Below are 23,740 nucleotides of genomic sequence, written 5' to 3'. Positions count from 1 at the left end.
GGGGGCGCCGTGATCTGCACGACACTGGACTCGCGCTCCGAAAGAGCGGGAGCGACGCGCAAAGAATTAGGAGAAACACATATGCTGAGCTGGGACGACGACGTCAAACCTGCCGCACAACCGCAAGCTGCACCGCAGCCCGCGTATCAACCGCAGCCGCAACTGCAAACCGCCACCGCGGACCAGGGCGGCGTGCTGCCTCCGTCGGCCACGGCCGCTGCCGGCACTGGCATCCTCGGCAACAACCCGAACGCCGCCGCTGCACAAAGCAACCGCCGTGTGAACGCCGCCGACAAGCGTGTCATCAACGGCGCGACCGACGTCAACCAACTCGTGCCGTTCAAGTACAAGTGGGCCTGGGAAAAGTACCTGGCCGGCTGCGCGAACCACTGGATGCCGCAGGAAATCAACATGTCGCGCGATATCGCGACGTGGAAAGACCCGAACGGCCTAACCGAAGACGAGCGCCGCATCATCAAGCGCAACCTGGGCTTTTTTGTGACGGCCGACTCGCTGGCCGCCAACAACATCGTGCTGGGCACGTACCGCCAGATCACCGCGCCGGAATGCCGCCAGTACCTGCTGCGCCAAGCGTTTGAAGAGGCGATCCACACGCACGCCTACCAGTACATCGTTGAATCGCTGGGTCTGGACGAGGCCGAGATCTTCAACGCGTACCACGAAGTACAGTCGATCCGCGACAAGGACGAGTTCCTGATCCCGTTCATCGACACACTGACCGATCCGTCCTTCAAGACCGGCACGCCCGAGAACGACCAGAAGCTGCTGAAGTCGTTGATCGTGTTCGCCTGCATCATGGAAGGCCTGTTCTTCTACGTCGGCTTCACGCAGATCCTGGCGATGGGCCGCCAGAACAAGATGACCGGTGCCGCCGAGCAGTACCAGTACATCCTGCGCGACGAGTCGCTGCACTGCAATTTCGGGATCGACCTGATCAACCAGATCAAGCTGGAGAACCCGCACCTGTGGACGGCCGAGTTCAAAGCCGAGATCACGGAGCTGTTCAAGAAGGCCGTCGACCTGGAATACCGCTACGCGGAAGACACCATGCCGCGCGGCGTGCTGGGCCTGAACGCACCGATGTTCAAGGGTTACCTGCGCTTTATCTGCAACCGTCGCTGCCAGCAGATCGGCCTGGACGCGCTCTTCCCGAACGAAGAAAACCCGTTCCCGTGGATGAGCGAGATGATCGACCTGAAGAAGGAGCGCAACTTCTTCGAGACGCGCGTGATCGAGTACCAGACCGGCGGTGCGCTGTCGTGGGAGTGATCTGAGCGACCGCTCACGGACACGCGACTTGAGACGAGCGGTCTCTTGCTGTGAGATTTTCGCGGCTCCGTGAGCGCGTTCTTGATTTGAGTGAAGCACCGCATTTGCGTTGCTTGATGGCGCCGGAGAGCCAAGGAACACCGCTCCGGCGCTGGAAGCGCGCACGAGCGGATTGTGCCCCCCAGGATCGCAAGCCCTTCCGGCCATGGAGCTTCGCCATCTTCGCTACTTCATCGCCGTCGCCGAACTGCGCAGTGTGCGGGCCGCATCTGAGCAACTGCATGTGACCCAACCGGCGATCTCCCGCCAGATCCAGGACTTGGAAGATGCGATTGGCGCGGCGCTGTTCGAGCGCACGCCGCGCGGGCTGAAGCTGACAGCGGCGGGCGACGCCTACCTTGCCGACGCCAGGGATATTCTTGCGCGCGTTGATTCGGCGAACCGTCTCGCGCGCCGCATCGCCGAGGGCGTGCACGGCCATCTGCGCATCGGCTTTGTCGAGAATGCGGCGTGGAGCGGCATCGTCTCGCATGCGTTAAGTGCATTCGAGCAGACCACCCCGCACGTCGCACTCGAACTCACGCCGATGAACACGCCGGAGCAGCTCGACGCGATTGCAGCGGAGCGGCTGGACGGCGGCTTCTGCTACCGCCTGGGCGCGTTGCCGCAAGGCATTGCGAGCATTCCCGTGCTCGAACAGAACGTCGTGCTTGCCGTGCCACAAGCATGGCCGCTCGGCGAGGCGGATTCCGTTGCCGCCAGCGAACTCGCGGGCAAGCCGTTCATCATCTTCCCCCGCCGCATCTATCCGGCTTACTACGACCGCTTGCTCTCGGCGTGCGCCGAACGCGGGCTCACGCTGGATATCCGGCAGGAAGCCTCGACCGAAACGGCGATTCTTTCTCTGGTCTCCGCGGGTATGGGCGCGGCGATCGTCAATGCTGCCAATCGAGACCGCCCGCCGGCGCGCGTGCGTTTCGTTGAACTGCGCGACCTGTCGGTGCCGTTGCCGCTTGAATTCTGTTTCTCTTCGGCCAACACGAACGCGGCGCTGAAGCGCTTTGTCGACCAACTGAAGTAGCGTCGGCGAGCCCATGCCCAATGCGATGCCTGCAAGGCATCGCCTGCCGCAGAAATCGGCATTGGCCGCGGTTTCGCACGTCAGCGATAGTGAAGGCAACTTCCTCTTCGCTGATCGCGCCATGCCAACTTCTGTTTCCCTCATTGCCACGGACATCGACTTCGAGCGCCCCGGTTTCCAGACGGGCACGCTGCGGTTGCCCTGGTCGCACGACCGCTCCGCGTATGGTCATGTTCCCATTCCGATCGCCGTGTCCAATGCAGGGGCCGGGACGGGGCCGACTGTCCTGCTCACGGGCGGTAATCACGGCGACGAATATGAAGGCCCGGTTGCGCTGATGAAGCTGCTGCAGCGTCTGCCTTCCCTGACGATTCGCGGCCGCCTCATCGTGATTCCCGGGCTGAACTTCCCGGCGTTCCTCAACGGCACGCGCACCTCGCCGATCGACCGAGGCAACCTGAACCGCCTGTTCCCGGGCGCGCGCAACGGACAACCGACGGAGATGATCGCCCACTACGTCGAAACCGAACTGCTGCCGCGCGCCGATGTCGTGATCGACCTTCATGCAGGCGGTGCTTCGTTTGACCATATGCCGACGCTGCTCGCCGCGCCGCCCGCACAAGGCGAACGGCGCACGTTGTACATGGACCTCGTGCACGCATTTGGCGCGCCGAACACGATGATCATGGATCTGCTCGGAGAAGACCGCACCTTTGGCGCCGCAGCCGATCGCCACGGCAAGCTTTTTCTCTCTGGCGAGTTTGGCGGTCACGCGGGTTGCGATGCCACCAACCTCGCGATTGTCGAAACGGGCCTCCAGCGCGCACTGCACCGACTCGGCGTGTTGCCCGGCGAAACACCGCCGCCTGCGAGGAAAACCCGCTTTCTGCGCGTGGAAGGCGCGCGCCACTACGTGTATGCGCCGCATGCCGGTGTGTTCGAGCCCGCGTTCGCGCTTGGAGAGCAAGTTCGCGAAGGGCAACTGGCAGGGCGCCTGTTTGATCCCCACCGCCCGTGGCAGGCTCCGCTGGAGATCCCGTTTCGCGGCGACGGCACGGTCATGTGCATGCGGACGTTCGCGCGCGTCGAACCCGGTGATTGCATCGCGCTGTTGGCCTCGGAAGCCAATATCGACTAGCCATCGCGGCCCCGCAACGCGCGCATGCCCACATAACGACACGGAGACTACCAATGAGTGCGCACACTCTTTCAACCTCAACCCAGCCAGCCGATGACATTGCACGGGGCGTACCCGATGACAGCGTGCGTCACCCCGTCTACATCGTGCTGCTGTTCTTTGTCTGCTTTGCGTTTTCGTATCTGGACCGGCAGGTCGTCAGTATTCTCGTGCAGCCGATCAAGCAGTCGCTTGACCTTACCGATACGCAGATCGGCCTGCTGCAAGGCTTTTCGTTCACGATGTGCTATGCCACCGCGGGTGTATTCATCGCTCGGCTTGTCGATCGCGCCAATCGTGTCAAGCTCATCGCCGCGTGCATCGCCATCTGGGCGATCTCGACCACGGCGTGCGGGTTTGCCACGAACTTTCCGGAACTGCTGCTCGCCCGCGCCGGCACGGCGATCGCTGAGGCTGCGTTGAGCCCCGCTGCGCTGTCGATCTTCAGCGACATCTTTGCGCCGCGCCGCGTGGCGCGTGCCAGCAGCGTCTTCATGCTCGGCCCGTACGTAGGTGGCGGTTTGGCGTTGTTTGGCGGCGGCATGCTGTTGTCGACCGCAGCAGCGGGCGGTGGCAACCTCTGGCTTGCCGCCCACGGCATTGCGCCGTGGCAGGCCGTGTTTATCGCGGTGGGCCTGCCAGGGCTGGCGCTGGCCGCGCTGGTTGCGTTTTCGGTGCGCGAGCCGGCGCGGCGCGAAGTCTTGGCGCACGCCGCGCATGCGCAAGACGAGATGCCTTCGCTCAAAGATGTGCTGGCTGAGCTGTTCGTACGCAATCGGTTCTGTCTGGCGTACTTCGCTGCCTATGTCGCACTCATCACACTGTTCTACTCGCACGCCGCCTGGTTTCCCACGCTGCTGATGCGCCGCTTCCATCTCGCGCCCAACGTGGTCGGGCAACTGGCGGCACCCGCGTACATGATCGGTGGCATGCTGGGCGTCGCTTGCGCAGGCATGCTCGCCACACGCGTCACGGACGAGACGACATTGCGGCGTGTGCTGGGCTTCTCTGCGTGCGCCGTCGCGCTGCTGGTGCCTGCCGCCGTCGCCATGCCGCTGGTGGGTGACAGCAGCGTGGCGATCGTGCTTTACGGAGCCTGCGCATTTGCCGCGAGCATCGCGATGGGTCTTGCGCCCGTGCCTCTGCAGATCGCCATGCCAAATCGCATGCGCGGCCGGTCGCTTGCCTTGCTTGTCTTCATGACCAACGCCATCAGTGGTGGTGTCGGGCCGCTGTCCGTCGGCTACCTGAACGAGCGGCTCGGGCAAACCGGCACGAGCCTGGGAATGGCGCTTGCATGGGTTGGCGGCATCTCAGCGCTTGTCAGCGCAACGCTCTATGCGGTAGCAACGCGGCGGGTGTCGGTAGCCAGCACTCGATGATTCTTGGAGAACAATCATGCTGATGAAACCCGCCTCACAGATCCATCGTGTTGGTGCGGTCACCATTACCCGCGTCGACGAAACCGACTTCGCGCTGACGCCGGAACGGCTGTTCCCCATGTGGAGCGAAAACGACGGTCACGCTCTCGAAGAGCGCTTCGCCCCCGACAGCCTCGACCTGGCGAACCGGCGCGTCGCGTTGAAGACCCATCTATGGGTGGTCGAACTCGAAGGGCTGACCATCGTTATCGACACGGGCATCGGCAATGGCAAGTCGCGACCGTTCAGCGCGTTGTTCGATCGGCTCGACAATCCGGTGCTCGAACGTTTCGGCGCTGCAGGCTTCCGGCCAGAGCAGGTGGACTACGTGCTGCTGACCCACCTGCACGTCGATCATGTCGGCTGGAATACGCATTGGCAGGATGGCCGCTGGACGCCGGTCTTCCCGAACGCCACCTATGTGTTCGGCGCGCGTGAGCGCGACTTCTTTGCCACGCCCGAAGGTGAGCCGCGACGCATGGTGTTCGAGGACAGCGTGCTGCCGGTCATCGAAGCGGGGCAGGCGCGCGCGGTGCCTGACGTGGGCGAAGAAATTCTCGAGGGCATCCGCGTTCTGCCGACATTCGGGCACAGCGTCGGCCACATGGCGTTCGAGATCCGTTCGCGCGGAGAAACCGCGCTTTTCTCGGGCGACGTGATGCACAGCGCCGTGCAGGTGCATCGGCCGGAGTGGAACTCGGTGTTTTGCCTGGATCAGGAGCAGGCCCGTGACTCGCGGCATCGGCTGCTCGCGCACGCGGCAGACACCGGAGCGATCCTCTTCGCTGCCCACTTCCCGAACACTTCTGCGGGCACGGTAAAGCGGGTCGGCAGCGGATTTGAATGGAACTACGTGTAGGCGCGGAGTTTGCGCATGATCTTTCCCGCTACGTGTGACTCGATACGCTCGTAGAGCCGGCTCAAACCTTGCTCGACCCGCACGAAAGCAGACAGGCGACACATCACGCGTCGCCTGTTTGCATTGGGGGCCGCAAATTCATCTCGGTGCGATTGTGCAAGGTGTGATTGACGTGGCACGCTGCGGTATCCGCCGTTTTCGGAGTCGCCATGACCGTCGAACCCTTTTTTTCGCAAACCTACGATGAAGCGCGCGGCAAATTCCTGGCGGCGGCCCAGACCCGGGGGCTGAACATCGAGCGCGAGATTCATCCGGGCGCCATCGGCCCATCTGAGGAAGCGCTCTCCATCGACACCGCATTGTTCTCGCCGGCGCAGGCCGAGACGCTGCTGATCGTCACCTCCGGTGTCCACGGTGTGGAGGGGTTCTGCGGCTCCGGCTGCCAGATCGGCCTGTTGCACGACGACGAACTGTTTGCGCGGCTGGCGGCAGCCAAGGTGGCGCTGCTGCTGGTGCACGCGGTCAACCCGTACGGGTTCGCCCACCTGCGGCGCGTGAACGAAGACAACGTCGATCTGAACCGCAACAGCGTCGACTTTGCCGAGGCTGCGTCGGCTAATCCCGCCTACCTTGAGGTCGACCCGCTTCTGCTGCCGCATATCTGGCCGCCCAGCCAGGCCGATCAGGCTGCGCTTCAGCACTACATGGTCACGCGTGGCGAGAAAGCCCTGCAGGACGCCGCGACGATGGGGCAGTACCGGGTGCCGGATGGCATGTTCTACGGCGGAGCGGAGACTTGCTGGAGCACGCTGCAGATGCGCGGGCTGGTGTCACGGCACGCGGCAGCCGTCCCTCGTTTTGTGTGGATCGACCTGCATACCGGGCTCGGCCACTACGGCCACGGCGAGAAGATCTTCAACAGCCCCGATCCGTCTGAACTCGAACGCGCCATCCGCACCTGGGGCGCGGATGTCAAGCCAATCTCGGCACAGGGTTCGGTGTCCTCGGTGGTCAAGGGCGACCTGCTGGGCATCGCTCACGAGCTGCTTCCCGGTATCGAAAAGACCTGCGTGACGCTGGAGTTCGGCACACTCGCCCCGATGGCGGTGCTGCAGGCGCTGCGAGCCGACCACTGGCTGCATCGATACCCGGAGCGTGGGGCCGCGCAGGCTGCCGGCATCCGCAAAACCCTGCGTGACGCCTTCTATTGCGATACGCCGGAATGGAAAGGCATGGTCTACGCGCAGACGCGCGTGGCGGTGCTGCAGGCCGTGGCGCGCTTGTCCGCCTAGCCTTGAGCCGGCTTGGGCGCGCGCACTGTCAGCGCGCACCCGGCCGATGCAGCGATGATGGCCAGAATCGCCACCCACTGCCGCCCGGTCAGTTGCTCATGCAGCACCACCGCCCCGGCCAGTGCGCCGATGGCCGGTTCCAGGCTCAGCAGCACGCTGAATGTCTTGCCCGGCAGGTGCTTGAGCGCCACCATTTCCAGCGAATAGGGGATCGCGCTCGACAGCACGCCGATGCCCAGCCCGGCCAGCATCAGCGATGGCGCCAGCAGCGCCGACCCGGCCTGCGCCACCCCGAACGGAATCGCAAACAGCGCGCCCACCGTCATGCCGAGCGAGGTGGCTTGCCCCGCATGCAAGCCGCCGAGATTCTTGCCGGTCAGGATATACAGCGCCCAGCACACCCCGGCCGCCAGCGCGTAAGCCGCGCCCAGGTGATCGACCTGACCAACGGCCTTGTCACCCACAGTCAGCATCAGCAGGCCCACCACCGCCAGCCCGATCCACACGAAATCGAGCAGCCGGCGCGACAGCACCACCGCCAGCACCAGCGGGCCGGTGAACTCGATGGCGATGGCAATGCCGATCGGCAGCCGCTGCAGCGACAGGTAGAACAGCAGGTTCATGCTCGCCAGCGTGACGCCGTACAGGGCGACGCGCCCGGCGTCCGCCCGGCTCAGGTGCAGGCGCCACGGCCGCCACACCGCTAGCAGGATCACCGCGCCGATGGTGACGCGATACGTGACCGTGCCCGCCGCGCCCAGCGCCGGAAACAGCGTCTTGGCAAACGAGTTGCCCAGACACACCGAGGCCATCGAGCCCATCAGCGCAAGAACGGGCATCCAGGGGGACGACGAAGATATGGCGGGGGAGGAGGCGGAAGACATGGACACGGCGGGACGCAGCGGCGAGGGCAACGCCACAGCATAACCGCGCGCCGCCCAGAAAACCTTGCGGTTTCGGGTTCCGGGCAGCGCGGGCGCGGGTTTCTTTTTGAACTACAGGGCGGCGGCGCTTGGCCGGATCACGTCGATCAGCAGTACGCGCAGGCCTTCGCGCTCGCCGTCGGGACGTGGGGTCACTCCGCGCGGCGGACGGGGGGCCGCCAGCGGCGCCGGGTCTTCGGCGCTCATGCCGAACACCGCCAGCTTGGACGCCGCAATGCGCTGTAGCGTGCTGCGCACGCCGGGCACATCAAGGTCTTCCGGGTCGAAGCCGGTGGTGGCCGTCCAGTCGTCGCGGGCGATGTCCTGCAGGCCGTTGGCCATCTCGAACTGCAGCGACGCGCCGAACCCCTTTTGCAGCGAATGCGTGCCGAGCAGGTATTCCGCCGTCAGGAAGCCGCGCAGCCGCGTCCAGAACGATATCGCGGCGATGTTGCCGCTCTTGAGCGCATGGCTTGGGGCCACTTCCCAGCTCTGGTCGAGCAGCCTGTTGATCAGGCGTCCCCAGGTGGGCACGTCGGTGCCGGCGGAGCAGTCTTCGCCCGGACCTTCGGGGCGCGCAAGCTGGCGCAACAGGCCCGTGAACGAGCCCGAGGCCGGACGCGTGCCGCCCGCCTGCGGGCCGGAAGGCCAGCGCCACTGCAGCGGCGAGAGCGGCCGGGCACCCGGCCACTGCGCGTAGGCTTGCAGGCCCGTGCAAGGCGTCAGATAGCGCCAATGCCGCTGGTCGCGGCCAACGCGGCGCAGCGGCTCCAGCTCGGTCGACAGGTCGAATTTGCCGAGGAAGGCGGCATTGCGCGACTTGATTGGCGAGCGGGCGTAGACGTTGAAATCGGGCCAGCCCTCGTAGAGACTGATCTGCGGCAGCGCGTGATGCTTGTCGAGGGCATCGTCGGGCTGGTCGATGCGGCGGGTGGTGAGGAACAGCGCGCGGCAATCGAGTGTGGGCACGGCGCCGCGCAGGCGCAGCAGCACGAGCAGGTCGCCGAATTCGGCCGGGCGCGCTTCGGTGCGGGCCGGGTAGGCGTGGGGCTGTTCGTCGGGCCAGAAGGTGGTCAGGCGCAGGGCGGCGCCGGGAAATGCGCCGCGCAGTCCCTGTCGGAGCAAGCGTAGGCCGTCGGCGCCGCGCAGGATACGCAGGACGGAAAGATCGTCGCGCAGGGTGGCGTCGGGGTGGGGGGCTCGGCCCCCGTTTTCTGAGGCCAGTGCAAAGCGCCACAGGGCAGTGTCGCTGGCCAGATCCTGTGCGGATGCATCGCGCACAGCATTGGAGCGGGCGCCGGACATCGGCTCATGGGCGCCGCCCGGAGTGTCTCCTGCTCCGGCTTTGGCGCTGGTGGTCGACCCGGCAGACGCGCCAAGAAGGCCCCTGAATGGCGGCCGGTTGCGCTCGGGCATGGCTATTCCAACGTTGTTGTCTCAATTCCTCTGGCGCGCAGCATAACACCATGCGGCATGCCGGAGAATGGACGATTCCCCCTCCGCTCGTTGGGGCACTGGGAGGTGCCAAGCCCGGATCTTTCGAGCGGAATCAGGCGGTGCGGAACGACGCCACCGCGTCGCGCAGCACCTGCGCCTGTTCTTCCAGTGACAGCGCGGCGGCCGCAGCCTGCTCGACCAGCGCGGCGTTCTGCTGCGTCACCTCGTCCATCTGATTCACGGCCTGGTTGACCTGTTCGATGCCAGAACTTTGTTCATCCGACGCGGCGGAAATCTCGCCCATGATGTCCGTCACGCGCTTGACCGCCACCACCACCTCGTCGATCACGCTGCCGGCTTCGGCCACCAGGGTGGTGCCGTTCTCGACGCGGCCGACCGAATCGCCGATGAGTTCCTTGATTTCCTTGGCCGCCGCTGCGCTGCGCTGGGCCAGGCTGCGCACCTCGCCGGCGACGACAGCGAAGCCGCGCCCCTGCTCGCCGGCCCGGGCGGCTTCCACGGCAGCGTTCAGGGCCAGGATGTTGGTCTGGAACGCAATGCCCTCGATCACGCCGATGATGTCAACGATCTTCTTGCTGCTGTCATTAATGCCCGACATCGTTTCGATGACGCGGCCGACCACTTCGCCGCCCTTGACGGCGATGTCCGATGCGCTGACCGCCAGCGTGCTCGCCTGACGTGCGTTGTCGGCGTTCTGCTTCACGATGCTGGTCAGCTCTTCCATGCTGGAGGCCGTTTCTTCCAGTGACGAAGCCTGTTCCTCCGTGCGCTGGGAGAGGTCCGCATTGCCGGCGGCAATCTGCTTGGTCGCACTGGCAATGGAATCCGCCGACGTCTTGATATGGCCGATGGTGCCGGTCAATTGCTGCTGCATCTGCGCCATGGCGACCAGCATGCTGTCGCGGTCGCCGGTTTGGGTTTGTACGCGCACCGCCAGATCACCGGCAGCGATGCGGCGGGCCACCTCGGCGGCATAGCTCGGTTCGCCGCCCAGCCCGCGCTGTACGTTGCGGATGATGATCGACATGGCCACCGATACCACGCCGCCCACCAGCAGGATGACGATCAGGTTGGCGATGAGCGAATGGCGGTAGGCAGCGTCTACTTCCTGCAGGAAGACGGCGCTGGAGAGGTTCCAGTCCCACGGCGCAAAGCGCTTGACGTAGCCGATCTTGGGCAGCGCGGTGTCACTGCCGGGCAGGCGGCCCTGGTATTCGGCAAAGCCGAAGCCTTTCTCTTTGGCGGCGTTGACGATGGTCGGGTAGACCAGCTTGCCGGTCGGATCTTTGAAGCCGGCGGTGCTCTTGCCCACCATGTCGGCCAGCGTCGGGTGCATCAGCAGGATGAGTGGCGAATCGACGACGAACAGGTAGCCGGTGGTGCCGTAGCGCATCGACGCGAGCGTGGCCAGCGCCGTCTTCTTGGCCTCCTCTTCGCTCATGGCGCCGGACTGCGCCTTGGCGTGATACAGCTTGGCGATGCCCTCAGCCGCGTCGACCAGGTTCTGCAGGCCGGCCTTGCGCTCGTCGAGCATGGTCGCCCGGGTTTCCATCGCACTCCACACGCCGACGCCAATCAGGCCCAGCCACATCAGGGCCAGTGCCAGACGCAGCTTGGCTTTGAGAGTCCACTGTCGCATGTCGCGTTTTCTCCACTTTGTAAGGCCCCAGCGGGCCGTTCCCTCCCGGGATAACGGCGCGTGGCGGTCGCTTCTTTAGTGGAGGACTGCGCGGGTGGGCACCGGACGCAAGCAAAAAAGAAGGCGCCGGCATGCACCGGCGCCTGAAGAGACGGCACCCGCAACGGGGCGCCGCCGCGCGTTGGGGGCTATTGGAAAGGGGGTTATTCGCGCACCCAGGTTTGCGTACGGCCCAGCAGGCTGATGCCCAGGAAGCCGCGCACATTGAGCTTCTTGCCGTCTTCTGCCAGCGACATCTTGGCGCTGTAGACCTTGCCGTTTTCGGGGTCGAGGATGTTGCCGCCCGCCCATTCGTTGTCGCCGGTCTTCTTCAGGTCTTTCAGGATGAGCAGGCCGACGATCGGCTGGTCCTTACGGTCGTCCGTGCACTTGGTGCAGGTCTTGTTCTCATCGCCGGGCACCAGGATCTTGGTGACCTTGCCCGAAAACACGCCACCGTTGTCGACGATGGTCACCTCGCCTTTTTGCTTGCCGGTGTTGTCGTCGATGGTCTTCCAGGTACCGGCCGGCGACGTCTGCGCGAAGGCGCTGCTGGCTGCCAGCGCGAGTGCCAGTGCGCCAGCCAGGCGCGCGAGAGAGTGGGGGGGGCGTTGCATTGTGTGTCTCCTTGTCGGTAAAAAAAATTGTTGGATAGGGCCTGCCATTCTATGAACGTATGCGTACTTTTCATTGGGTGACAGGCTCTAGACCGGCGGCGCGGATCGCGTGGATCAGTGGCTGCCCAGCGTGCCGGTCAGGGTCGACAGCGGATTGCTGCCGGAGCCGCCGGCGGCGTTCGTGACGCCGCCCAGCGCATTCGTGATCGGGGCGAGCGGGTTGCTGCCACCGGCCGCGCCACCCAGGGCGCTTGTGACGGGGGCCAGCGGATTGCTGCCGCCGCCCAGGCCACCACTCAATGCCCCGGTGATGGGTGCGAGCGGATTGGTCGAACCGCTGCCGCCGCCGTTGACCAGGCCGCCGGCGCTGGCCACGGTGGCAGCCACCGCGCCCACGCCGCCGCCCGCGTCACGCGTGAGCGGATTGCCGCCGGCTGCGCCGACTTGCGCACCGGCGCTCTGCAGGCCACCGCCCGCCGTGTTCAACGCACCGGCCAGCGGCCCACCCAGCATCGTCGTGCTGCCGACGGCCTGGGCGCCCTGCGCAACCTGCGCAGACAGCGGCACGATCGCGTTGCTGAGTTGCTGCGTGACCTGCTGCACCGGTCCGCTGGAAGTGGCGATGGTGGTGAGCCCGCCAGCACCCTGCAGCACCTGGCCCAGCGCCGAGACGCCGCTGCCCACCGGAGCCGTCACCGGATTCAGCGGCGCCAGCGGGCTGCCTGCCGCGCCCAGGTCGGAGACGGTCTGCCCAGCATTGCCGGCCATGACCCCCGTGGAGGTGATGACATTGCCCGAGCTCTGCACCGTGGTGCCGACCGGGTCCGGCGTCGAGCCGATCCGGCCGAGGCCGCTGCCGACGCCATTGCCCAGCGCCTGGACGACGTTGCCGGTGGAACTCACCGTTGCGCCCAGATCCTTCTGCGCGGCGGTGCCGCCCACGATGGGCACCTGCGCCGTGCCGATCGTCGTGCCGAGGTCGCTGACCGTCTTGCCCGTCTGCGAGACGACGTTGCCGCCGTTGCTGGCAACGTTGCCTACCGGGACGGCGCCGGGGTTGTTATTGGCGGTCGATGTGGGGGGGTCTCCGTTCGGATTGCCGCCCGAGGCGCAGCCTGCCAGTGCGAGCACGGCCAGCGCCGCTGCCGCCAGCAGCGTGCGGGATGACGAAGCGAAAGAAGCCGAAGAAGCGTGGAGCGGGGTTTCAATCTTCATGGTGAGTCTCCTTGTAAGCGCGGCCCGTACCGCGTAATCACCGCCGGGTGTCAGAAGAACGCGCGTCTGGCGTCCGGCGGTCAGCATCCGCCTGCGTTTGCTGTCGAATGCAAAGAAAGTTTTCCAGTGCAGAGGCATCGACATCAGCGATGCGCGCCGGGTGTCACACCCGACAGCACGCTGCCAACCACCCCACCGACCGTCGAGCCGATGCTGCCCAGTCCGCCTGCCGGCGAACTCGTGGTTGCAGTGCCACCAAGACTGCCGATGCCGGGAATACCCGCCGTCAGCGATCCGACCGCGGTCGTTACCGGCGCCAGCGCGCCGCCGAGCGCACCGGGCAAGGCACCGGCAAGTGCGCCACCCGGTGTGCTACCGCCAGTGGACGGTGCAGCCGGCGTGACAACCGCCGACAACCCGCCGGTAATCGCGCCAAGCGCGCTCACCGCGTTGCCCAGCGTCGACACCAGCGCATCACCCTTGGCCGTCGTGGTGATCGTTCTGCCCTCGCTGCCCAGCGTCGTCAGCACGCCGCCGACTGGTGCGCCCAGGCCTGTCGCCGAGCCCAGCGTTTGCGTGGTGGACGTCAGCATGGCGGTGAGCGGCACGATGGCCGTGACGGCGGTTGTCGTCACCTGCTCGACCGGACCGGTCAGTGTCGCGATGGGCGTGCCGCCAGTCGATCCGGCGTTGGCGCTGTCCGACGCATCGCTGCTGCCGTTCGACCACGTTGGCGAACTCGACGCCGCGATGGCCGGCTTCGATTGCGAATTGCTGCCGCCGCCGAGCGACGTCCCCATGTCGCCGCTGCCAGAATTCGCACATCCGGCGAGCAGAGCGAACGACGCTGCCGCCAGAGCGCAAGGCATCCGGCATAGCGCACGTCCGGCACGCGGGGCCTGCGGGAAAACCCCACGCTTTGGTGGGTTCAATGTCAACAAGAATGCTCGATCGCGCATCTTGTGCCTCCACTGCTCAGAACGCTTGTGTTGGACCCCTTCTGTCTTGCGCTCTTTCTTCGTCGGGTGTGTCGTCACCAAACCTGTGGTCGGCGACGACCTCCCTGTCTTGTCACGGACCACGCGCAGGTCCGCGCCACGCTGCGCGATCGATGCCGTGCTGACGTGGTGACCGGATCGTGAAGTGAAACTGAATGGCATGACAATCAGCGCCAACCTGACATGCTGATATGCGATTGCAGCATTTCAGATTCGCCGATCCCCGTATAGCGTTGTCCATGGCGAGTCTTCATGGATCAGCGCTGCAGCAGAAATGACCTCGAGATGGCCGTAGAACAATCCTTCTATCGTCGCGAAACCGACTCGTTTCAAACGCGATTGCGTGTGGTTTTCAGCCGTTGCTGAACAGGGTTTTCACGCGGCCGGCCTTGTGTCAGCGCATGCGCGCGTCGCTGCGACGGCGCATCTGTGCACCGTGCTCGTTGATGTGTTCGCTGACGAGTTTGTCGACATGCGCGTCGATGGTCGTGCGTCGTTTCGCATCGACATCGATGCGGATGCGCCGATGCAATTCACCTCGACGTGCATCGTCGTCTCGGCGATCGCGCGTTCGATGCGCGGCACATGACTTGCGGCATGTGCATGCAAGTCGTCGGCGATGTTGTCCATCGCAATCGCATCGTGCATCGCGCGCGAGCGAGGCGCGCATGAGAGGCACGTTATCGACGTCGTCAGACACGCTCAACACGTCGATGCACGCGACATGCAACGCGTCGATTGCGTGCGAGCGCGCGAAAAATTCGCGCACGTTGTCGCATCCGCGCATCGTTTTTTTCGACACGCATCGCGCAGCTCGCGCGTCGATACACACGACGACGCGAAGTGCGCGTGCTGAGCGATCGTGCATTCGCGATCAACACGCGAACAACATCGCGTGTCGTTGTAAACCGGCATGAACATTGGGTTTGCGGGAGGTGTGTGTCTGCGCAAAGCAACGCGTTGACGTGATGTCACGACGCAAGAAAATGCGCGTTTGCGATGTCGACATGCATGCATGCGCAATCCAAATCGCGACGACGCACAGACGCAGCGCAATCCTTCACCAAAACTCACCGCGCTTTTTGCATAAATCTCTTAACATCACCGCGCAAACGAATTATGATTCGCCTTGACAAGACGTTGACTTCGATGCAAGGAAGCTTCGCGCGATCAACGACGATGAACTTCCAAGCGGCAAGTGAAAGGTAGTCGAGGAGCGTAACCACTTTGATGCACGCCACGCCGACAGGGTTGTTCAAACTCGGTGCCGTCTCTGCGATCCCCCCGTCGGGATGGGCGTATTACCCCCAAAAGAAAACGCGCGCTCTCCAGGTTCCCGCTGTCCGCAAAGCTACGCTGCAAGCGGCTTTGCGCTCTGCACAGCGACTCGCGCAAGATCAGGTTTCGACCGGTGTGGCCACGATGCCCCGGTCCTCTCAATTGATGAAGACTCGCCGGATGCAATCTGTCCGGCCGACTGCGGTTGCGCTCGTGCGCGCGACCGGGGCGTGCAACTTGCTGCGTGTGTCCGCCGCGCAAGTCGCAGATCTTCCTACCGAATTCATTAGCGTGCGACCGCTGTCTGGTGGCGCGCCGATGAATCGCTCGCTCGGTTGGTCTGGCGATGCAGGTGCATCGTGGGATCGGGCCGGTCGGGTTGCTCAATCTCGATAGTTCGATACCCAATCTCGAAGGAGTTTCCCATGGCAACTGCTGCTAAGAAGAAACCGGCCGCCAAGGCCCCGGCCAAGAAGGCCGCTGCAAAGAAGGCTCCGGCCGCCAAGAAGGCTGCTGCGAAGAAGGCTGCTCCGGCCGCCAAGAAGGCTCCGGCCAAGAAGGTTGCCGCTAAGAAGGTTGCAGCCAAGAAGGCTCCGGCTGCTAAGAAGGCCGCAGTGAAGAAGGTTGCAGCCAAGAAGGCTCCGGCTGCCAAAAAGGCCGCAGTGAAGAAGGTCGCAGCCAAGAAGGCCCCGGCCAAGAAGGCCGCAGTGAAGAAGGTTGCAGCCAAGAAGGCTCCGGCTGCCAAGAAGGCTGCAGTGAAGAAGGTTGCAGCCAAGAAGGCCCCCGCTGCCAAGAAGGCTGCTCCGGCGAAGAAGGCTGCAGCCAAGAAGGCTCCGGCTGCCAAGAAGGCTGCTGCCAAGCCCGCTGCGAAGAAGGCTCCGGCGAAGAAGGCTGTCGCCAAGCCTGCTGCTGCTCCGGCCGCTGCACCTGCCGCTGCTCCGGCTGCCAAGACCGCGCTGAACCCGGCTGCGGCATGGCCGTTCCCGACCGGCAACCGTCCGTAAGTCAGTCTTGCGACGGTTCCTACGGGGCCACAGCGGCGCGCGTGTCGCGCCCACCTGATCGGATACTGCGTATCCGATCCGCAAGACCCGGTGTCTTGCACCGCCCGCCGATCGGCTCACGCCCCGGCGGGCTTTTTCTTGTCCGTGCGTTTTCGTTTTGGTCGGGCAAGAAAAAACCGCACCGGCGCGATGCCGATGCGGCTTCTTTGCTCCGTCAGGCCCGCAGCTCAGTTAGTCCGACGGGCCGACGAACGATCAGTGCGTCACGCGGGTCACGCCGCCCGACGACAGCAGGCGCACACGCTCGCCGGGGCGGAAGGCTTCGTCGGCGTCTTGCGTAATGGCGCGGTACTCGCCGTTGTCCAGCTTGACGGTGATCTCCAGGCCGGGCCGCTTGTTCACCTGACCCTCGATAGCGCTGCCCGCGACACCGCCCAGGATGGCGCCCAGCACGCCGGCTGCCACCGAGCCGTTGCCGCGCCCGATGGCCGCTGCCGAGCCGATGCCGCCGATGGCGCCGCCGGCGATGGTGCCCACGCCGGTCTGCTCACGGTCGATCACGACGTTGCGGACCGAATCCACCGTGCCAAAGCGCACAGTCTGCTCGCGCTGGGCCTGGCCTGAACTGTAGGCGCTGTTGGAGTTTGTGCCCATGGCGCAGCCTTGCAAGCCAAGGGCGGCGACCAGCAAGGTCGCGGCACCGATGCGATAGATGGGTTGCATATTCATTCCTTATTGATACCGGTACCCGAAAGCGGATTCAAAGCGCCGGGCAATCTCGTCGGCGGGCAGGCCGTGATTCTGCGGGCCTTGGACAGCGATCTTGAGCGAGCCCATCAGGCTGGCGAGCCGGCCGGTGGTTTCCCAATCCAGACCGTTTTCGATGCCGTAGAGCAGGCCGCCGCGGAAGGCGTCGCCGCAACCGGTCGGGTCGACCACGCGTTCGGCGGGCACAACGGGAACAGTGTACTGCTTGCCGCCAGCGTGAATCTCCGCCCCTTCTTCCCCGCGCGTGACGATGAAGGCTTCGACGCGCTGCGCAAGTTCCGTCGCACTGTAACCCGTGCGGGTGAGCATGACCTGCGCTTCGTAGTCATTGACCACTACGTAGCTGGCGAGTTCAACGAAGTGGCGCAGGTCGGCGCCGTCAAAGAGGGGCATCGCCTGGCCCAGGTCGAAGATGAACGGCACGCCGGCTTCGGCAAACTGTGTGGCGTGGTGCAGCATGCCCTCGCGGCTGTCCGGGCCTACCAGGCCGAGCCGTGCCGGCAATGCATCCTTGACCGAATTGACGCTCGACTGGCTCATCGCGCCCGGGTGGAAGGCGGTGATCTGGTTGTTGTCGCGGTCGGTCGTGATCATCGCCTGGGCGGTAAACGTCCCCGGAATTTCCTTGATGTGCGCGGTCGAGATTTCGAGCTTCTTCAGGTAGTCGAGGTACGGCGCGGCATCCTGGCCGACGGTCGCCATGACGATGGGCTCGCCGCCGAGCAGCTTGAGCGTGTAGGCGATGTTGCCCGCGCAGCCGCCGAATTCCCGGCGCATGCTCGGCACCAGAAAGGAGACGTTCAGAATGTGAATCTTGTCGGGCAGGATGTGTTCGCGGAAGTGTCCGTCGAACGTCATGATGGTGTCGTAGGCAACCGAGCCGCAGATCACGCTGGCCATATCGAAAGGGCTCCAGATGTGAACGCGGCCGCCCCAATGGACGGCCGTGTGATGAATGAGAGACCGGAGGCCGGTCCCGCAACGGTTTGCAGCTTACTTCAGCGCAGCCAGGGCCGCGTCGTAGTTCGGCTCTTCCTTGATCTCGGGCACGAGCTGCGAATACAGGACGTTGTCGTTGCCGTCGAGTACCACCACTGCACGGGCGGTCACGCCGGCCAGCGGGCCGGTCTTGATGTCGACGCCGTAGGCTTGCTTGAAGCCGCTGTCACGGAAGGTTGACAGCGGCACGACGTTCTCGATGCCTTCGGTGGCGCAGAAGCGGCCGGCGGCGAATGGCAGGTCGGCGGAGATCGAGAACACCACCGTGTTGTCCAGCTTGGACGCGGCTTCGTTGAACTTGCGCGTGGAGGTGGCGCACACCGGCGTGTCCAGGCTCGGCACGATGTTCAGGACTTTGCGCTTGCCGGCAAAGTCAGCCAGCGACACGTCCTTCAGGTCCTTGCCGACCAGCGTGAATGCCGGGGCCTTCGCGCCGGTGGTCGGGAATTGGCCGCCGACTTCGATCGGGTTGCCGCCAAGGGTCACGTTTGCCATGGTGTTACTCCTTCCATTGATGCGTGTTGGGGTGAATCAGGGGTAGAAAATCAGGACCCGGTAGTTGGCCGTCGGGCGCTGGGACTGGAATCGTACCCGAATCGGCAGTTCGGCGCGGGCGGGCAGGCCTGATACACCGAATGCGCGGTCCGCGGGGTTCAGGTAATCGGTGGGCAGCAGCGCGCGGCGCGAGAGAAGCTGGTCCTGCAGATCGGTCGTCACCAGTTCGATGGCGGGTAGGGCAACGGGGCCGGCGGTGCGGTTGTGCAGCGTAGCGGTCAACACGTACTGGTCGGATGCATCGCCCTCCTGGCGCTGCAGTTGCGACGATTCGATCTGCAGCGCATCGAGGTCGCGCGGCGGGGCGATCTTGCAATGCAGCGGCTGGCACAGCGCTTCCCACAACGGCCGCGTGGACGGCACGCGGCGCGCGATTTCGGCGCGGCCGAGGAAGACTACCTGCGCCACCGCCACCACGGCCAGGAAGCCGATCGCGATGCGTGCCATGGCACGGCGGCCGCTGGACTTGCGCACCTGTTCGCGGGCCTGCGCGGCACGCAGGAAATCCAGCGTGGCAGCCGAGACGCCGTGGTTTGGCCCGCGCGCCTTGCGCGGACGCGGCGCGCCGGTCAGCGTGCGCTGCGGCGTCGGGCCGGCGTGTTCATCGTGCGCGTGTCGTGCCTGGTTGCCATGACGCCGCGGTACGGGCGCGAAGAGCGTGTGCGCATCAGTCTCATGGCGCATCCAGACCGAATCGTGTTTATCGGCGACAGGTTGCGGCGATGGGGCCGGTGCTGGCGCGGGCGCTTCCAACTTTGCTGCCACTGGGACGGCCGCGGGCGCGATCAACGGCTCGACCGGCAAGTCCGCCGACGGCTGCTTGGGCACGGCGGCTGCGAAAGTGTCTTCGTCGTCTTCAAGCTCGCGGATCGGCGGCAGGCCGCGGAACGGATCAGCCGATGCTGCGGGCGCAGGTGCTTCCTCAACGGCGGGCGCGGCGGTGGGTACGTCCGCGACGGGCTTGGCTGCGGGAGTCTCGCCTGCCGCAGGTGGCACGGGCTCAACGGATGGAGCCGACGATTCGTCAGGCAGCGGGCGCGTATCGGGGGCAGTCGGCTGTGCGTCGGGTATGGGTGTCGCGCCCTCGACTTCACCTAGGTGCACCTCGGCCACGCCTTCCTCGGCGATGTCTTCTTCCCAGATCAACGTCATGCCAAAGCCGTGATCGTCTTCGGCGGCGGGGGGCTGGGCGGGTGCTTCGGTCTTGGGTTCGGGCGAGGCGACGGACGTGGGCGGCGTTATGCCGACGGCCGCCTCGTGCGGATCGGACACATGCGGAGCAGCCGTTGGGGTTGCATTGATCGGCTGAGCCGCTTCCGGCGCGGGCGCGGCGCTCAGCTCGATCAGGTGCGCACGCCCATCGAAGACATGGTTGCAGCGTCCGCAACGGACGAGGCCGCCACGCAGCCGAAGCTGATCAGCGACGACGCGGAACGCGGTATGACAGTTGGGACAGCGGGCGGCGAGACGTGGCGCGGATGCCATGCAGAACGAGGAGAAAAAAGCCGACCGCGCGAGTATTGCAGACAGTGGCGCCAGCGTCGACCTTTGTTGCGACGCCGGCGACCAATCAGGCGGGTTTCACGCCATGCAGGCAGACCCAGCCGTCACGCGCGCGCCACACCGTGAGCGGAATGGCAGAGGCGTACGCCGCGGCAACTTCCTCGGCCTGGCGCTCCAGGACGCCCGAGAGGATCAGTCGGCCGCCCGGACGCACGCGTGCGCACAGCATGGCCGCCATCAGCTTGAGCGGGTTCGACAAGATGTTGGCGACGACCAGGTCGAAGGTGCCTTCGGGCGCATCGTCGGGCAGGGCGAACGTGGCCTCGACGTGATTGCGCTCGGCGTTGTAGCGCGAGGCGTCCACGGCGTTCGGGTCGATGTCCACACCAACCGTCTCGCCCGCGCCGAGCTTCTTGGCGACGATGGCCAGGATGCCCGAGCCGCAGCCGTAGTCGAGCGTGCGCTCGCCGGGCTGCACGTGCTGCTCCAGCCATTCCATGCACAGGCGCGTGGTCGGGTGGCTGCCGGTGCCGAAGGCCAGACCCGGGTCCAGCTCCAGCACCACCGCGTCGGGTTCCGGCGCATCGTGCCACGAGGGCACGACCCAGATGTGCTCGCCGATGTGAATTGGCTCGAACTGCGCTTGCGTCATGCGCACCCAGTCCTGCTCCTCGACGTCGCGCACGGTGTACGCGGGCACGGGCGACAGGCCGATGGCGTTGGCGGCTGCCGCCACCAGCAGGGCTGGATCGGCGTCGTCGGCCAGCAGCGCGACCACACGCGAGCGGTTCCACGCCAGGCGCGTGGGCTCGTGGCCGGGCTCGCCGAAGAGCGGTTCTTCATCGGGCGTGTCGGCATCGGCGTCTTCCACCGACACCGACAGGGCACCCAGGTCGAACAGCGCCTCGGACAACGCCTCGGCGTCGTCACGGGCCACTTCGAGCACGCATTCTCGGTACGTCACTTGCCGCCACCCTTGGCCACTTCCTGTTGCGCCAGGCGGTGCTCCAGGTAGTGGATGTCGGTGCCGCCTTCAACGAAGTTGGCGTCGAGCATCAGTTCGCGGTGCAGCGGCACGTTGGTCTGGATGCCTTCCACCACCATTTCCGACAGGGCGATACGCATGCGGGCGATGGCCTGCTCGCGCGTGGCGCCGTACGTGATGACCTTGCCGATCATCGAGTCGTAGTTGGGCGGCACGAAGTAACCGTTGTAGGCATGCGAGTCCACGCGGACGCCCGGGCCTCCCGGCACGTGCCACGACGTGATGCGGCCCGGCGACGGCGTGAACTTGAACGGATCTTCCGCATTGATGCGGCACTCGATGGCGTGGCCCTTGAGCACTATGTCCTTCTGGCGGAAGCGCAGCTTCTCGCCGGCCGCCACGCGGATCTGCTCCTGCACGATGTCGACGCCGGTGATCATTTCCGTGACTGGGTGTTCAACCTGCACGCGCGTGTTCATCTCGATGAAGTAGAACTCGCCGTTCTCGTACAGGAACTCGAACGTGCCGGCGCCGCGGTAGCCGATCTTCTTGCAGGCCTCGGCACAGCGATCGCCGATGCGCTCGATCAGGCGGCGCGGGATATGCGGTGCCGGCGCTTCCTCGATCACCTTCTGGTGGCGGCGCTGCATCGAGCAATCACGCTCGCCCAGCCAGACGGCGTTGCGGTGCTGGTCGGCCAGGATCTGGATTTCCACGTGACGTGGATGCTCCAGGAACTTCTCCATATAGACTTCCGGGTTGCCGAAGGCGCGGCCGGCTTCTTCGCGCGTCATGTTGACGGCATTGATCAGCGCAGCCTCGGTGTGCACCACGCGCATGCCGCGGCCGCCGCCGCCGCCGGCGGCCTTGATGATGACCGGATAGCCGACCTTGCGGGCCGTCGCCAGGATTTCCTTCGGGTCTTCCGGCAGAGCGCCGTCCGAGCCCGGCACGCACGGCACGCCGGACTTGATCATGGCCTGCTTGGCCGACACCTTGTCGCCCATCAGGCGGATGCTGTCAGGCGTCGGGCCGATGAAGGTGAAGCCGGATTGCTCCACGCGCTCGGCAAAGTCGGCGTTTTCCGAGAGGAAGCCGTAGCCGGGGTGGATGGCCTGGGCGTCGGTCACCTCGGCGGCCGAGATGATGGCCGGCATGTTCAGGTACGACAGCGGCGACGGTGCCGGGCCGATACACACGGCTTCGTCGGCCAGCTTGACGTATTTGGCTTCCTTGTCCGCTTCGGAATAGACCACCACGGTCTTGATACCGAGCTCGCGGCAGGCGCGCTGGATGCGAAGTGCGATCTCGCCGCGATTCGCGATCAGGATCTTGTCGAACATCGTGTTCTCGCTACAAAAAGGGGAGGCGAGGGCGCCATGGCCGGGCCGCGTTCTTATTGGGGCCCGCGCGCTGGCTCGCGCTCGGATGCGGCGAGGTCGTGGAATACGGCCCGCCGCACGATGATGAGATGCGGATGCCGGGAGATCAGCCGATGACGAACAGCGGTTGGCCGTATTCCACGGCCTGGCCGTTCTCGATCAGGATTTCCTTGATAACGCCGGCCTTGTCCGCTTCGATCTCGTTGAGCAGCTTCATCGCTTCGATGATGCACAGCGTCTGGCCTTCCTTGACCGTGTCGCCCACGTTGACAAACGCGGCAGCGCCCGGCGACGGCGAGCGGTAGAACGTGCCGACCATCGGCGAGGTGACGATGTGGCCAGCCGGCAGGGCCGGCGCAGCGGCCTCAGCACCGACGGCGGGCGTGGCGGTGGCCGTGACGGCCGGTGCTGCGGCGGGCATCATCGGCATCGGCGCGTACTGCATCGGTGCGGCCACCACTTGCGGCGCCGACTTGACGATGCGGACTTTGCCCTCGCCTTCGGTCACTTCGAGTTCCGAAATGCCCGATTCGGCCACCAGGTCGATCAGCGTTTTCAGCTTGCGCAAATCCATGAACGTTCTCTCCTGCAGCGTCGGCGGTCTGGGGCAGTGGATGCGCGCGCGATTGGCTCTTCGGCCGCGCATCGGGGTAAGGCGCTCCAGGCGCTGGCGTCGTTGCGTTGGTTAAGTGGTTGAAATGAAAGAGAAAGAAGACGGCTGATCAGCCGCCGTGTTGATCGATTGCGTAGTCCAGCGCGGCGAGGTAGCCGCGCCAGCCCAGCCCGCAGATGACGCCCACGGCTTGGTCCGCCAGATACGAGTGGTGGCGGAACGGCTCGCGGCGGTGCACGTTGGACAGATGGACTTCGATGTACGGGATCACGACCCCAGCAAGCGCATCGCGCAGAGCCACGCTCGTGTGCGTATAGGCTGCCGGATTGATGATGATGAATTCGATGCCTTCGCCCTTGGCAGCGTGGATGCGATCGACCAGCGCGCCTTCGTGGTTCGACTGGAAGTGTGCCAGCGTCACGCCGCGCGCCTGGGCCCGTTTGGCTAAGGCGGCGTTGATGTCGGCCAGCGTGGTTGCACCATAGACTTCCGGTTCGCGCGTCCCCAGTAGATTGAGGTTCGGACCGTGCAGGACCAGCACGTTGCGAAGTGCTTTGGCGATCGGTTTGTCAGCCACGATTTGACCGGTTGAGCGAAGTTGAGCGCAATTTACAGTAATTTAGAATGCTTTGTCTAGTTTTTGC

At 65.2% G+C, this 23,740-nt stretch carries 22 protein-coding genes; 7 read left to right on the top strand and 15 right to left on the bottom strand.

What is annotated here, in order from left to right:
* Positions 1-81 precede the first annotated feature (81 nt).
* The 6 genes from B4F51_RS17355 (at position 82) to B4F51_RS17330 (ending at position 7,120) form a co-directional block, all read left to right on the top strand.
* Entirely contained in the window at positions 82-1,290 is a 1,209-nt protein-coding gene (locus B4F51_RS17355) for a ribonucleotide-diphosphate reductase subunit beta (protein ID WP_296227562.1), read from the top strand.
* 205 nt (positions 1,291-1,495) lie between these two features.
* The gene (locus B4F51_RS17350) at positions 1,496-2,371 is read left to right on the top strand and encodes a LysR family transcriptional regulator (protein WP_296227561.1); all 876 of its coding nucleotides are present in this window, start codon (positions 1,496-1,498) and stop codon (positions 2,369-2,371) included.
* A 121-nt stretch (positions 2,372-2,492) separates the two neighbouring features.
* Positions 2,493-3,509: a succinylglutamate desuccinylase/aspartoacylase family protein gene (locus B4F51_RS17345; protein WP_296227560.1), complete on the top strand. Its 1,017-nt coding sequence runs from the start codon at positions 2,493-2,495 to the stop codon at positions 3,507-3,509.
* A 53-nt stretch (positions 3,510-3,562) separates the two neighbouring features.
* Positions 3,563-4,930, top strand: a complete 1,368-nt coding sequence (locus B4F51_RS17340; protein ID WP_296227559.1) for an MFS transporter — start codon at positions 3,563-3,565, stop codon at positions 4,928-4,930.
* Positions 4,931-4,952: 22 nt separating this feature from the next.
* Positions 4,953-5,828, top strand: coding sequence for an MBL fold metallo-hydrolase (locus B4F51_RS17335; RefSeq protein WP_296227715.1), 876 nt, complete (start codon positions 4,953-4,955; stop codon positions 5,826-5,828).
* A gap of 209 nt (positions 5,829-6,037) precedes the next feature.
* The gene (locus B4F51_RS17330) at positions 6,038-7,120 is read left to right on the top strand and encodes a M14 family metallopeptidase (RefSeq protein ID WP_296227558.1); all 1,083 of its coding nucleotides are present in this window, start codon (positions 6,038-6,040) and stop codon (positions 7,118-7,120) included.
* On the opposite strand, the gene B4F51_RS17325 is transcribed toward B4F51_RS17330, so the two are convergent.
* The 7 genes from B4F51_RS17325 to B4F51_RS17295 form a co-directional block, all read right to left on the bottom strand.
* Positions 7,117-7,959: an EamA family transporter gene (locus B4F51_RS17325; protein ID WP_296227557.1), complete on the bottom strand. Its 843-nt coding sequence runs from the start codon at positions 7,957-7,959 to the stop codon at positions 7,117-7,119. The genes B4F51_RS17330 and B4F51_RS17325 overlap by 4 nt on opposite strands.
* 156 nt (positions 7,960-8,115) lie before the next feature.
* Positions 8,116-9,459 carry a peroxidase gene (locus tag B4F51_RS17320; RefSeq protein ID WP_296227556.1) on the bottom strand — a complete coding sequence of 448 codons (1,344 nt, stop codon included), beginning with the start codon at positions 9,457-9,459 and terminating at the stop codon, positions 8,116-8,118.
* A 133-nt stretch (positions 9,460-9,592) separates the two neighbouring features.
* On the bottom strand, positions 9,593-11,140 hold the full coding sequence (locus B4F51_RS17315; protein ID WP_296227554.1) for a methyl-accepting chemotaxis protein: 1,548 nt from the start codon (positions 11,138-11,140) through the stop codon (positions 9,593-9,595).
* A 203-nt stretch (positions 11,141-11,343) separates the two neighbouring features.
* On the bottom strand, positions 11,344-11,796 hold the full coding sequence (locus B4F51_RS17310) for a DUF2147 domain-containing protein (RefSeq protein ID WP_296227553.1): 453 nt from the start codon (positions 11,794-11,796) through the stop codon (positions 11,344-11,346).
* A 114-nt stretch (positions 11,797-11,910) separates the two neighbouring features.
* Entirely contained in the window at positions 11,911-13,011 is a 1,101-nt protein-coding gene (locus tag B4F51_RS17305; protein WP_296227551.1) for a collagen-like triple helix repeat-containing protein, read from the bottom strand.
* Positions 13,012-13,154: 143 nt separating this feature from the next.
* Positions 13,155-13,970, bottom strand: coding sequence for a collagen-like triple helix repeat-containing protein (locus B4F51_RS17300; RefSeq protein WP_296227549.1), 816 nt, complete (start codon positions 13,968-13,970; stop codon positions 13,155-13,157).
* A gap of 433 nt (positions 13,971-14,403) precedes the next feature.
* Entirely contained in the window at positions 14,404-14,841 is a 438-nt protein-coding gene (locus tag B4F51_RS17295) for a hypothetical protein (protein WP_296227548.1), read from the bottom strand.
* A gap of 871 nt (positions 14,842-15,712) precedes the next feature.
* Between B4F51_RS17295 and B4F51_RS17290 the strand changes: the two genes are divergently transcribed.
* Positions 15,713-16,291, top strand: a complete 579-nt coding sequence (locus tag B4F51_RS17290; RefSeq protein ID WP_296227547.1) for a histone H1-like DNA-binding protein — start codon at positions 15,713-15,715, stop codon at positions 16,289-16,291.
* A 255-nt stretch (positions 16,292-16,546) separates the two neighbouring features.
* Here B4F51_RS17290 and B4F51_RS17285 read toward each other — a convergent pair whose 3' ends face one another.
* The 8 genes from B4F51_RS17285 to aroQ form a co-directional block, all read right to left on the bottom strand.
* Complete coding sequence (locus B4F51_RS17285) at positions 16,547-17,014, bottom strand: hypothetical protein (RefSeq protein ID WP_296227546.1); 468 nt, start codon at positions 17,012-17,014, stop codon at positions 16,547-16,549.
* A 9-nt stretch (positions 17,015-17,023) separates the two neighbouring features.
* Positions 17,024-17,959 carry a carbohydrate kinase family protein gene (locus tag B4F51_RS17280; protein WP_296227545.1) on the bottom strand — a complete coding sequence of 312 codons (936 nt, stop codon included), beginning with the start codon at positions 17,957-17,959 and terminating at the stop codon, positions 17,024-17,026.
* Positions 17,960-18,052: 93 nt separating this feature from the next.
* On the bottom strand, positions 18,053-18,553 hold the full coding sequence (gene tpx / locus B4F51_RS17275) for a thiol peroxidase (protein ID WP_296227544.1): 501 nt from the start codon (positions 18,551-18,553) through the stop codon (positions 18,053-18,055).
* A gap of 36 nt (positions 18,554-18,589) precedes the next feature.
* Positions 18,590-20,098 (bottom strand): DUF3426 domain-containing protein, encoded by a 1,509-nt coding sequence (locus B4F51_RS17270; protein WP_296227543.1) that lies wholly within the window; start codon positions 20,096-20,098, stop codon positions 18,590-18,592.
* A gap of 85 nt (positions 20,099-20,183) precedes the next feature.
* On the bottom strand, positions 20,184-21,080 hold the full coding sequence (gene prmA, locus B4F51_RS17265; RefSeq protein WP_296227542.1) for a 50S ribosomal protein L11 methyltransferase: 897 nt from the start codon (positions 21,078-21,080) through the stop codon (positions 20,184-20,186).
* Positions 21,077-22,444: an acetyl-CoA carboxylase biotin carboxylase subunit gene (accC, locus tag B4F51_RS17260; protein WP_296227541.1), complete on the bottom strand. Its 1,368-nt coding sequence runs from the start codon at positions 22,442-22,444 to the stop codon at positions 21,077-21,079. The genes prmA and accC overlap by 4 nt, the downstream gene beginning before the upstream one ends.
* A gap of 145 nt (positions 22,445-22,589) precedes the next feature.
* Positions 22,590-23,057 carry an acetyl-CoA carboxylase biotin carboxyl carrier protein gene (accB, locus tag B4F51_RS17255; protein WP_296227539.1) on the bottom strand — a complete coding sequence of 156 codons (468 nt, stop codon included), beginning with the start codon at positions 23,055-23,057 and terminating at the stop codon, positions 22,590-22,592.
* Positions 23,058-23,205: 148 nt separating this feature from the next.
* Complete coding sequence (gene aroQ / locus B4F51_RS17250) at positions 23,206-23,673, bottom strand: type II 3-dehydroquinate dehydratase (protein WP_296227537.1); 468 nt, start codon at positions 23,671-23,673, stop codon at positions 23,206-23,208.
* Positions 23,674-23,740 lie beyond the last annotated feature (67 nt).

This window comes from Ralstonia sp. UBA689 (assembly GCF_002298975.1).
Lineage (GTDB): Bacteria > Pseudomonadota > Gammaproteobacteria > Burkholderiales > Burkholderiaceae > Ralstonia.
The sequence above is the reverse complement of the archived record's forward strand: the minus strand, read 5'-3'. Positions and strand labels throughout refer to the sequence as shown.